This window comes from Chthoniobacterales bacterium (genome assembly GCA_018883245.1).
In the GTDB taxonomy this organism is placed as follows: Bacteria; Verrucomicrobiota; Verrucomicrobiia; order Chthoniobacterales; family JACTMZ01; genus JACTMZ01.
The window spans coordinates 70,239-82,626 of sequence record VEQL01000010.1 but is presented as its reverse complement, the minus strand read 5'-3'; the positions used below and the strand labels follow the sequence as shown (position 1 = coordinate 82,626).

5 protein-coding genes are annotated in these 12,388 nt (G+C 60.5%); 4 read left to right on the top strand and 1 reads right to left on the bottom strand.

All coding sequences use genetic code 11. The features are described from left to right. The first annotated feature begins 588 nt into the window (after positions 1–588). Positions 589–7,002 carry a hypothetical protein gene (locus tag FGM15_05605; protein ID MBU3665338.1) on the top strand — a complete coding sequence of 2,138 codons (6,414 nt, stop codon included), beginning with the start codon at positions 589–591 and terminating at the stop codon, positions 7,000–7,002. A gap of 134 nt (positions 7,003–7,136) precedes the next feature. Here FGM15_05605 and FGM15_05600 read toward each other — a convergent pair whose 3' ends face one another. Then, positions 7,137–8,267 (bottom strand): helix-turn-helix domain-containing protein, encoded by a 1,131-nt coding sequence (locus FGM15_05600; GenBank protein MBU3665337.1) that lies wholly within the window; start codon positions 8,265–8,267, stop codon positions 7,137–7,139. On the opposite strand from FGM15_05600, the gene nagB reads away from it, so the two are divergent. The 3 genes from nagB to FGM15_05585 are packed head-to-tail and all read left to right on the top strand — an operon-like array spanning position 8,167 to position 12,355. Then, a complete protein-coding gene (gene nagB, locus FGM15_05595; protein MBU3665336.1) occupies positions 8,167–10,071 on the top strand; it encodes a glucosamine-6-phosphate deaminase in 1,905 nt (634 codons plus the stop codon). The genes FGM15_05600 and nagB overlap by 101 nt on opposite strands. Before the next feature lie 20 nt (positions 10,072–10,091). Further along, positions 10,092–11,501: an ROK family protein gene (locus FGM15_05590; GenBank protein ID MBU3665335.1), complete on the top strand. Its 1,410-nt coding sequence runs from the start codon at positions 10,092–10,094 to the stop codon at positions 11,499–11,501. Continuing rightward, on the top strand, positions 11,498–12,355 hold the full coding sequence (locus FGM15_05585) for a PIG-L family deacetylase (GenBank protein MBU3665334.1): 858 nt from the start codon (positions 11,498–11,500) through the stop codon (positions 12,353–12,355). The genes FGM15_05590 and FGM15_05585 overlap by 4 nt, the downstream gene beginning before the upstream one ends. The last annotated feature ends 33 nt before the right edge of the window (positions 12,356–12,388 follow it).

Genomic DNA, 12,388 nt, shown 5'->3' with positions numbered 1-12,388 from the left:
TTTGTCCAGGAGGCGCTGGAAACTTGCAATTTTACGAATACGGAACGTGTTGTTAGCAAAGAGCTTATGGCTTGGGTAAATAGATTGAAATTTCCACAGTCCAAAAATGCGAGGGAGCTCCCAAAGATTTTTCCGTTGCCGGCCGTTTTTTTTTTGTCAATCAACTTGAATTTTCCTCTGTTAAGAACCATCATTTGAGAGTGCGTTTTGCCCCGTAACTTCGTGCCCCTCAACTCCCCATCCCCAGTTCGCCTCATCACACAGCACTCCGCTTGTGTTGCTGATAAAGTTTTTCGTATTTTTTGCACGTCTTCTCATCGTTCCTTCGCGAGTTCTGCCGCGCGGATTCTCGCGTTAGCGCTCTTAAATTTCGGGCTCTTCCTGCCGCACAGTGCCCGCGCGCAATTCACGTTCGCCACGGACAATGCGGGGAACTACGGCAGTTGGACAAGTGGTTCAGATGCGGGCTCTGGCTTTGGCGCTTGGACTTTCAATAACACGACTGCTGGCGGCAGTGCGGGTGAATTCCTTGGAAGTTCAGTTGGTCAAAACTTTGGAAATATTGATACAAGCGGCAAGTCGTTTGGCATGTATGGCAATCCGACAGGTGGCAATACGGCCAAGGCAAGCCGGGGGCTCGATACAGCGCTCGGCGCAGGTGATACATTCTCAATAGACATAGCCACCGCCTATCGTAATGGTAGCAAGGGCATAGATCTTTTTGTCGGGGGCACCAAAATCTGGAATTTCAACGTCGGAGGCGATCAATACCAAGCCGATGGAAGCGATCTCGGTTGGAGCTATAGCCAAACTTCAATTTTTAATCTCAAAGTCACGCAAAACTCCGGGACAAGTATCACAATCAATCTCACGAGAGGTTCCGATACGTTCTCCACTAATCTTACTGTCAGCAGCGGCTTCAGCGGCTTCGACATGTATGTTTCAAATACCGATCAAGGAAACGATCTCAACAATCTCTTTTTTAACAATCTTGTTGCTACTAACTCCGGTGTTTTTTCCCAAGGCGGAACGGCCACAAACGCAAACTCGTTCACCGGCAGCGGCAATATCTCCGTGGGCAGCAACACAACTTTAGCTCTTTCAAATACGGGAAATAACTTCTCTGGCTCTGTCACGGTTTCCAACGGAAGCACGCTGCGTGCCGCCTCGCTCGGCACGGGAACGATTAATTTGAGCGGCACTTTGGCCGCTTATGACAGCACGGCACGCACTTTCACAAACTCGATGATCCTCGGCAACAACGTCACCTTTGGTGACGCCACGGGCACGGGCGCCTTGACCTTTAGCAATGTCAACCTGGGCACGAATATCCGAACGCTCACTGTTGCCAACAACACGACGATCTCCGGCCAAGTAAGCCAGGGGAATCTCATCAAAATAGGTTCGGGCACTTTGACGCTGTCTGGTGCCAATGATGGGACATTCACCAATGCGACAGTCGGAACTGGCGTGCTTGCCGTCAGCGGGGGTTCGGCAATCAGCGACAGCGGTGCTGTGATTCTTTCGAACGTTTCAGGCGCGACCTTCCTTGTCAGCGGGAATGAAACGATTGGTTCCTTGCAGGGCGGCGGTGGCACGGGTGGTCACGTGAGCATCGCCGGCAGTCAAACGCTCACCGTGGCCGAATCGGGATCGCAAATTTTCTCCGGCGTGATCAGCAATGCCGGAGGCTTGACCAAAACTGGCAATGGAACGCTGACTTTGAGCGGAAACAATTCGTTCACCGGTGGTCTGACCGTGGCTAACGGCACTTTGAGTGTCGGCGCCGCGACCAACCTCGGGGGTGGGGCCGTGACGATCAGCAGCGGCGGCAAACTTTACACCTCAGCAGGCTTCACTGCTGCGCGCGCTGTCACCATGGGCGCAGGTGGCGGAACGATTGACGTAAGCACGGCCGGCTTTACAAACACCGCCGGTCTCAATGGCTCCGGCGCCCTGCTCAAGAGCGGAAGCGGCACGCTGGTTCTCAGCGAAACGGCGGGTAATTACGCCGGCACGGCCACGATCGGCTCCGGAACGCTCGTTGCCAATACCACGCTCGGTTCGGCGGCGGTTGTGGTCAGCAACACCGGGACATTGATGGGGTCAGGTTCCCTGGGCGCGGTCACGGTGCAAAGTGGCGGCATCATATCGCCGGGAAACAGCCCTGGCACGCTTGCGGTCAGCGCGCTGACCCTCGATGGCGGCGGTTCTTATCGTTGGGAGATCACAACGGCGCCCGGAGCGGCCGGCACCGATTGGGATCTGATCTCGGTTGGCAGCGGTGGCGGGGTCATCACTTTGAACGCAAGCTCGGGAAATCGTTTTGCCATCGATGTGGTTGGCTCCAGTCCAACGGGTTTCAGTTCCGGCACGAGCTACACTTGGGATATTATTGATGCCGGATCTTGGAGCACGGCTTTCAGTGCCGATGCCTTCACCATAAATACCAACAACTTCTCTGCGGCCGGCACGCTCGGAACTTGGTCAGTTCAGGACAGTTCAGGCAATTTGCGGTTGGTCTACACAGCCGCGGTGTCGGACTACAACGTGACGGTCAATGCCGGCACTGAAAACCAAGGCCAAGCTAGTGGTGGAGCCGCTCAGTTCACTGGCAGTGTCGGCGTCAACAAACTCGGGGCCGGCACGCTGGTCATGACCAATTCTCTTAACGACTACACCGGAGTCACCATTGTCAAGGCTGGCACTGTCTCTATCACGGAAAACGCCCCGACAAACGGCGCCGGTGCCTTGGGTAACAATGGCAATACGGTGGTCATTGGTGATACCGCCGCCGCTGCATCAGCGTCCTTCGAGTTCGGGGCGGCTGTCACCAACAACCATGGACTGAGTGTCGTGGCCGGCACCGGAGCGGCGGAACGTGTCCTGGGCGCATCGATCGGCAGCGGCACCGCGCACCAATCTGGCAATGTCGCGCTCAACACCAACGCCGTGTTCAGTGTCTCGTCCGGCGGAACCCTTCTCGTTTCCGGTGTCGTCTCCGGCGGTGGAGCGCTCACCATTTCGAATTCCGGAACGACGGTGCTGTCCGGTGCCAACACTTACACGCATACCACTACCGTGTTGAGCGGTGCGACCCTGCTCGCGGTCAACAATGCAGCGCTTGGTTCTACTGACGCGGGAACAACAGTCAGCTCCGGTGGTGTGCTCGGCCTGAGCAACGGGATCACTTCGGCAGAGGCCATAACGCTGAGCGGCACGGGTATCAGCTCGGCTGGCGCGATCCGCAGCCTCAGCGGCAACAACACGCTTTCCGGCAATCTGACCCTCGCTGCCTCGAGCCGTGTCAATGCCGATGCTGCTCTCCTGACGCTCTCCGGCGGAATCAACGGTAGCGGAGCCAGTCACACACTCACTGTGGGCGGGGCGGGCAACACAACAATCAGCGGTGCGATCACCAACAGCACCGGCGGCCTGACCAAAGACGGGGCCGGCACGCTGACACTTTCGGGAAACAACAGCTTCAGCGGCGTGCTGACAGTCGCAGAGGGAAAACTCACGGTTGATACCATCAACAATGCCTCCGCCAACGGCGTTCTTGGCAACAGCGCGAATGCGGTGGTTCTCGGCAGCAGCGGCCAGGAGGGCTTTTTGCATTACATCGGCGGGACGGCGGGCAGCGACAAGGCTTTCACGGCAGCTTCGGGAGGCACAGCTGGTCTCGAGGTCTCCAACTCCGCCACGACGCTCACGTTGAGCGGCGCGATCGACGGATCGGGCGGGGTGACCAAGGGCGGAGCCGGTATTCTTTATCTTACCGGCGGAAACACTTTCAGCGGTCCGCTTAATATCCATGCTGGAACCCTGCGCATCGATGGACTGGGCAGTTTGGGCTCCGGCGCGAGCGCGGTCGGATTGGGCAAGTCCGGTTCGGGCAACACGGCCACGTTCCTTTACTCCGGCTCCACCAATGCCAGCAGCAGCAGGGCGTTTGATCTCGTCGATTCGGGTGGGTTGGGAGTCATCAGTGTGAGCGACTCCGGAGCGGCGCTGACTCTGAGCGGTGCGGTAAGTGGCAGTGGCAGGTTCGAGAAATCGGGTGTAGGCAGCCTCGTTCTGGTGGCCAACAATACTTATTCCGGAACGACCCTCGTCTCTGCCGGAACCTTGTCGATCGGAGCCGGCGGGACCACCGGCTCGCTGGGGAGCAGCACAATCACCAATAACGCCACGCTGCTTTACAACCGCTCCGACAATCTCACGCAGAGCACGGTGATCCACGGGTCCGGCGCGTTGCACAAAGCGGGTGACGGCACTCTCACCCTTTCGCAGGCTAATCAATACACCGGGGCCACCGTGGTCAGCAACGGTGCCATCCGCATTTCCAGCGGCACCGGCCTGGGCACCACAGCCGCAGGCACAACGGTCAACTCGGGTGCCGCTCTGGAGGTCGAGGGCGGTATTTCTTCGGCCGAAGCTCTCAATATCGCCGGCACGGGCGTCGGCGGCAACGGTGCACTGCGCAGCATCAGTGGGGCCAACACCAATACGGGCACCGTCACGCTCTCGGCCAACGCCACGATCTCGGCGGATTCCGGCGCCGGTCTCCGCTTGGCCAACATCGATATCGGCGCAGCCAATCGCCAGCTGACCTTCAGCAACGCGGGCACGATCTTGATGACGGGCAACTTCTCGAACATGGATACCGGCAGCACTTTCTTCAAAGAAGGCGCCGGATCGCTGGTTTTCTCCAACACCACCGCCAACACCGGCGGCGGCCAGTTGCAGTTGGGCGGGGGCACAGTCACCTTGGCCGCGGGAACTTTCAGCACCAACAGCGGAACCAGCGTGCGGGCCCTCGACTTGGGGCTGAACTCCGCCGGCGCCGCGAGTTCGCAAGACACGGCTTTTTATGTCAACAGCGGGCTGACCATGAGCAACTCCGTGTTCGTTGCTGCTGGAACTGGCCTGCGCACCCTCGGCACCGAGAGCACAAGCGGAACGGCGACCTTCAACCGCGAAATCTTCCTGGGCACCGGCAGCACTTTGCGTCTGTCCGCTGCCGCAGACGCAAACGCCGCCTTCACGGGCAACCTCGTCAATAGCGGTGACATCACCAAAGTCGGTAGCGGCACCGTGACTTTGAGCGGCGCCAACACCGCGGTCGGAACGCTCACCGTCGGTGCCGGAACCTTGGCCATCACCAATGGCGCCGCCATCGCCGACGGCAACGCCGTAGTGTTTTCCAACGTTGCGGGTGCTGCGTTGCACGTGAATCAAAGCGAAACGATCGGCTCGCTCGCCGGCGGCGGCAGCACCGGCGGCAATGTGAGCATTGCTGCCAACCAGACGCTCACGGTCACGGAAACCGGCGTCAATACTTTCTCTGGATCGATCACCAACTCGGGCGGCCTGACCAAAGCTGGCGCCGGCACTCTTACTCTCGCTGGCAGCAACTCGTTCTCCGGCTTGCTGAATATCAGCCAAGGCGCCATCAGCATCACCAATGCGAACAGCTTGGGCGCTGGGACTGTCGTCGTTGGCAGCGGAAACAATCTGGTCACGCTGCTTGTCAACTCGAACACCACGATAACGAACCAACTTGCCATACAAGATAGTGCGATCAACTCGGCTCTGACCGTAGCCACGGACCAGACAGTCACGGTCTCTGGAAATCTCGCGCAGACCAACGGAACAGCCAATGGCACGAAATTCGGAAAAGACGGAGCGGGCACGTTGGTAATGAATGGCGCCAATAGCACCTACAACGGACAAGTTCAGATCGGGCAGGGAACCGTGATCGTCGGCACCGCGAATGCACTCGGCACCAACGTGACCACGGCCAACCGCGGTATCGACCTTGGTTTGAACGTAGGCGATGTCTCGACTGCCAACAACGTGGCGCTGCTCCTCAGCAACGGGGTTAATTTCGGCCAGTCAATCTACGTTGCTCCAAACACCAGCGGCGCAAGGCGCACCATTGGCCTCGCCAACACCGACATGGCGGCAAGTTTCACCAACGAAATCTACCTCGGCGGCACCCTCACGGCCGACGCGGCGTCCAACGCCAATTTGACTGTCAGCGGCAATGTCATCAACACGGGAGGCTTGATCAAGACCGGGGCAGGCACTTTGACGCTCTCGGGGAACAACACCTTCAGCGGGGCAACCACGATTGCTGGCGGCACTCTCCGCATCAGCGGCAACAACCGTCTGGGCAACACGAACACCACCCTGACGATCTCGAACGGCGGTGTTCTTGATGTGACCTCGGCAGGCACATTCACCAATTCCATCACGATCGGCACGGGCAACGGTGTCCTTTCGAACTCCTCCGGAGCCGCGTTGGTTGTTGCCGGCGGCGTCTCGAAAAACGGAACGGTGTTCACGTCGCGTTCCGGAACTGGAACCAACGTTTTCACCGGTGTCATTTCAGGTGCCAGCGCCAATTCGGACTTTGTTGTCGACGGCGGCACGACGGTGTTCAGCAACGCGATGACCTACAACGGCCCGACCATCATCACCAATGGCGGCACACTTGTCTTGGGAACAAACAACGCCATTCCTACGACATCGGCCCTGACGCTCGGCGGCGGAACCTTGCGCGCGGGTAACAGCGAGACCCGTTACTCCCAGACGCTGGGCACGCTGACCCTGACGGAGAACTCGACCATCGACCTCGGAAGCTTCACTGGAGGCAGCACAACGCAACTCACTTTCGCCGACAGTTCCGGTGTCAGTTGGGTGAGCGGCAAAACCCTCACCATCACCAACTGGCAGGGGGTTGCGCTGCAATCGAGCACTGTCGCCGAGATCATTTTCGGCTCGGGCGGTCTCACTACCACTCAGCTCGCGCAGGTGTATTGGGCTGGCCAGAATATCGATGGCGGTGCACTGCTCGGCGGCGAACTCGTCCCCGTGCCCGAACCGCGCGTGTATGCCGCTGCAGTCGCGCTACTCGCCGCCGTGGGTTGGCGCGAACGCCGCCGTGTTTTGGGTGCAAGTTCCCGCCTCTTCAAGCGGCTCCGTTTTCACTCCTGAAATCGCCGGTAGCGGGCGATGGCCCTGCCGGCCTCGTCCAGGCAGGTTACCTTCGAGGGAGACTTGGCGCGTTGCATCGCCATCGGCCTCTCGTCGTCGGAGTACAGTGCGGCTGCAGTTGCCACTGGTCGGGTTTATGCGCAGGAGGAAGGCGCCGAGCGTTGCGAGGATCGCGTGCGCTGGTGCTTGTTGCCCCCGGCGTTTTCATGGGCACTCGCGGCAACCCCGTGGCGGAACTCCCGCGGGGTTGTGCCGGACCAATGTTTGAAAGCGCGACTGAAAGCGGCTGAGGAGCTGAAGCCGCAGGAGATGGCGATATCGGTGAGGCTTTCTTGTGAATGCCGCATCATGGCAACAGCGTCCTGCAAGCGCAGGTTGCGGAGATATTGGCCGAGGCTCAATCCGTAGGTCTCGCGAAACCGCGTCCGCAGACGGCTTTCGCTCGTCTTCATTGCGGATGCCAATTGTCCCACGGAAAGTGCCGCAGGAAGGCAATTCGCGTGATGACTGTGAACCGCTTCGAGAAATTTGCCGTTCGCGCTGGTTCTCGGACTTTTGTGCGAACTTCCCCGGTCGGCAGACCGGACCAAACGGAGGAGGATTCCGGAGAGGATGATTTGCAATTGGTGCGGCATGGTTTTCCTCGATCGGTAAGCGGCAGTGAAATCCTCCAACAGCTTCCGCGTCTCCACGTCCGGGGTGACCGTCGCGTGGCGGAGCGAGCGCAACGGAGTGGCATCGGGGAGTTCGAAAGTGATGAACAGCCAGAGGATGTCATCGCGATCCAGGTCGTGGTAGGTGTGCAATTGGTGCGGGAAGATCAGATGGGCCTGGCCCGGCATCAAGCGGTAGGCCGTGCTGTCGAGATTGAGGGTGCCGGCTGTGTGGAGATTGACCACGAGGACGTAGCGTGTGTGCAACCGGCTTTCGAAAGTGCGCCGTTGCAGATCCCGGCGCGTCCGGCGCACGAATGCCAACAGGTTGAGCGGCCAGCACCAAGGATCGCCGCCTGTGCCTGCAAAATAATCCGTTGGCTCGCGCAGTCCCGCGGCCAGCTTGCGGAGAGAATTCACCGTTGAAATTGCCGTATTTTCAACCGAAAGTGTCAAGAAAACAGATAAAAGTGCAAAGTGTATGCTGAACCGACTGTGTTCGAATTTGAAAATGTTGCGAGTCGGACAAACGGAGCAGGAGCAATTCGAGAAGATTCCGGTGCGGGTCTTCGAGCGCGCCGAGACGGCATGCGCTTCGGTGGCTTCCGACATCGCCGCGCTGATCCGCTCCAAAGCAGCCGCCGGAGAGAACGCCGTCCTGGGTCTGGCGACCGGTTCGACTCCGGTGGGACTTTACCGGGAGTTGATCCGTCTGCACCGCGAAGAGGGGCTCTCGTTTACCAACGTCACGACCTTCAACCTGGATGAATACTACGGCCTGGGGCGATCGCATCCGGAGAGCTACTGGCGCTTCATGCACGATCAGCTGTTCGATCACATCGACATTCCCGCATCGCAGGTGAACATCCCGGACGGCACCGTTGCGCGTCAGGACGTCTTCGCGCATTGCCGCTCCTACGAGGAGGCGATTGTGCGGGCGGGCGGTATCGACCTGCAGATTCTCGGCATCGGGCGCACCGGCCACATCGGATTCAACGAGCCCGGTTCGGGTGCCGACTCGCGCACGCGCCTGGTCACGCTCGACACGATGACGCGCCGCGATGCCGCGCGCGATTTTCTCGGCGAGGAGAATGTCCCGCGCCATGCGATCACGATGGGGGTGGGAACAATCCTCGAGGCCCGCAAGCTCGTGCTTCTGGCGTGGGGCGAGGCCAAGGCGGATGTGGTGGCCCGGGCCGTCGAGGAGGTTGCCTGCGCCGAGTTGCCGGCTTCGTTTCTCCAGTCTCACCCCGACTGTCGTTTCTTCGTGGACAATGCGGCGGCCAAGAAACTCGCGCGCTTCGACGAGCCGTGGCGCGTCGGTGTTGTCGATTGGAATGCGTCCTTGCGCCGCAAAGCCGTCGTCTGGCTCACCGCGCGGGTGGGCAAACCCATCCTCAAGCTGGTGGACGAGGATTACGCCAAGCACAGTTTGTCGGATCTCATCACCGGCCACGGTCCCGCCTACGATCTGAACGTCGCTGTTTTCAACGAGGCGCAACACAGCATAACCGGCTGGCCCGGGGGCAAGCCGGGGGCGGATGACAGCACGAGGCCGGAGAGGGCGGAGCCCGCGGTGAAGCGCGTTCTGGTGCTCGGTCCGGAGCCCTTGGACGTGGAGCGATCGATGGGTGGAACGCTGCACCGGCTCATCGACCAAGGTCACGAAGTGACGTTGGCTTACATGACATCGGGGAATCTCGCGGTGCCCGATCCGCTGGTTCGCTTGGCCGTCGATCTGGCGCAAGGCATGGCCGGGGACGGCTCCGCTTCCGAGGCGATGGTCTGCACGGTGCGCGAGCAGTTGTCGGCAAAAAAGGAATTCGACATCGACAGTCCAGAAATCCGGCGAGTGAAGTCGCTCATCCGCCGCGGCGAATCGCTGGCGGCCGCGGAAACGCTCGGTCTGGCAAGGGAGCGTGTGCGTTTTCTCAATCTTCCCTTTTACGAGTCCGGGCGTTACCGCCAGTTCCTTCCCGGATCGGCCGACGAGGAGGTGCTTGCTTCCTTGATCGAGAAACTGCGCCCCCACCAAATTTTCGCATCCGGTGTCGATTCCGCTCCGGGAAGTGTGGCGGCGGTGTGTTTCGAGGTGCTGCGTTGCGCTTGGCGCAGATTGTCCGGAGCCAAATGGATGGAGCACTGCAGGCTTTGGATTTATCCGGAGATCGACCGTGCATGGCCGCTGCACGACATCGACATGGCGGTGCCGCTCAGTCCGGTCGAAATGAAGAACAAGCTCGAAGCGGTTTACCAGCACCAGAGCCAGCGCAGCCAGACGCCGTCGTCCAACGAGGCATGGCAAGAGACGGGAACACTCGATCGTGCGACGGCGGCGGCCTTCGACCGTCTGGGGTTGGCCGAATACGAGGCCATGGAGACTTTCCGCCGGATGGACGCGATACTCCGACCATGACAAGGGTGGACGTTGCCAAGATGTCATTGCCGGATAGCGGGGCGCCGCTTGATCGGGGTTTCGTTCCCGCTTGGTCCTGGCGGAGCGCCTATCGGGGGCTTGCTGAAAAGGGCGGCTGCAGCATTCCGGTGACCATCGCAATCATGCAACCGGGCGGCTGCACAAGCGTTTTCCGGACGCGCATGCTTCCGGACAACGACGGGAATGCGGGGGTCAATTTCCATTATCTCGAGCGCACTGTGAAATTCCTGCTTTGGTCGCGCGGAGGGTCTCGCGTGCACATCGCGGGCGCGCCGGCGACGGCCCGCAGGATTGCGGCGGACTATGCACCCGAAGGAGCCCGCGCCTTCGATGCCGGATTTCTCGGACGCAAAATTTATCTGGATGAGTTCGCGGTGACGTCGTGCGATGAAGCCGCGTTGCCCGCGGAAACTGAAAATGCCGGCATGGGCGGAGGCGGGCTGGAGGGCTGCCGGATCGGTTTCGATCTCGGCGGCAGCGATCGCAAAGTCGCCGCGGTGATCGACGGGAAAGTTGTGTTTTCCGAGGAGACGCCGTGGGACCCTTATTTCCAGGCTGATCCAGCCTATCACGAGGAGGGGATCCGCCAGAGCCTGCGGCGCGCGGCGGAACACCTGCCGCGGGTCGATGCGATCGGCGGAAGCGCGGCCGGCGTGTATGTGGACAACGAGCCGCGCGCGGGCTCGCTTTTTCGCGGTGTTCCCGAGGAGCTTTTCGCCTCGCGGATCCGTCCGATTTTCAAGCGTCTGGCGGCCGAGTGGAAGGTGCCGCTCGTGGTGGCCAATGACGGTGATGTCACCGCGTTGGCCGCGGCGGCAATGCCGGAGTGCAAGGAGAAGCACAAAGGTGTTCTCGGTCTTTCCCTCGGCACCAGTCTTGCGGGCGGCTATGTGGGTCCGGACGGTTCTCTCAGGCCCTGGCTCAACGAACTTGCTTTTGTCCCGGTGGACTATCGCGTGGAGAGCGAGGGTGCGCATGTCGATGAATGGTCCGGCGACGCGGGAACCGGGGCGCGCTACCATTCGCAGCAGGCGCTTGGTCAACTGCTCGCGGGACGGGAATTTCCCGGCGGACTGCCTTTTGCGGAAAAATTGGCGCTGTTGCAACAAGCCGCGGAACGCGGAGAGAATTGGGTCCATCCGGTCTATGAGAGCCTCGGCGTTTATCTCGGTTTCTCGCTGGCTCATTTCGCCGAATTTTATGAGTTCTCGCACGTCCTCGTGCTCGGCCGCGTGACGAGCGGACCGGGAGGGGAGATTATGATGGAAAAAGCCCGCCAAGTGCTGAGCGGTCACGCGCCGGATTTCGCGCGAGCGCTTTCGTTCCTCGCCGTGGACGAGAAGTTCAAGCGTCACGGCCAAGCCATTGCCGCCGCGAGTTTGCCGCGCATCGAGTCCGGCTGCGTATGAAATTTCACCGCCCCAACGCCGACATCTGCATTCCCGACGGCAAGCCGATGCCCGCCGCCCTCGAGCGCACGACCCACATGGGAATCGGCGCCCACCAGGATGATCTGGAATTTTTCGCCGCCCACGGGATTCTCGAATGCTACGGGCGCGAGGATCTCTGGTTCACCGGGGTGACCGTGACCGATGGAGCCGGAAGCGCGCGCACGGGGATCTACGAAAAGCTCTCCGATGCCGGAATGATCGAAGTGCGTCGCGAAGAGCAACGCAAAGCGGCTGTGATCGGCGGCTACGCGGCGATGATCCAGCTCGATTATCCCAGCGCCATGATCAGGAACGCTGCCGACAATAACCCGGTGGGCGATTTGGCGGCGATCCTCGCAATAGCGCGGCCCGGCGTGCTTTACCTGCACAACCCCGCGGACAAGCACGCGACGCACGTGGCCGTGCTCGCAAGGTCGCTCTCGGCGGTGCGCCGTCTGCCGCGGGAGCAACGTCCGCGGAAAGTTTACGGCTGCGAAGTCTGGCGCGATCTCGATTGGTTGCCGGACAACCGCAAAGTGGCGCTTCCGGTGGGGGAGTGCACCAACTTGCAGGCCGCGCTCAACGGCGTGTTCGATTCGCAGATCAGCGGGGGCAAGCGCTACGACCTTGCGGTGATGGGCCGCAGGCTGGCCCACGCCACATTCCACGAAAGCCACGCCACGGACAAAGAGACCGGCGTGACATATGCCATCGACCTCACGCCTCTGGTGCAGGACGACAACCTCGGGCTCGGCGAGTTCACGCTCGCGTTGGTTGATGAGTTTGCCGGCGAAGTCCGGGAGGCCTTGCGGTCAGCCGCAGTGGCGCGTTAGACGCTCTTCGCGATGGGAAATTCCGGTGGCTGT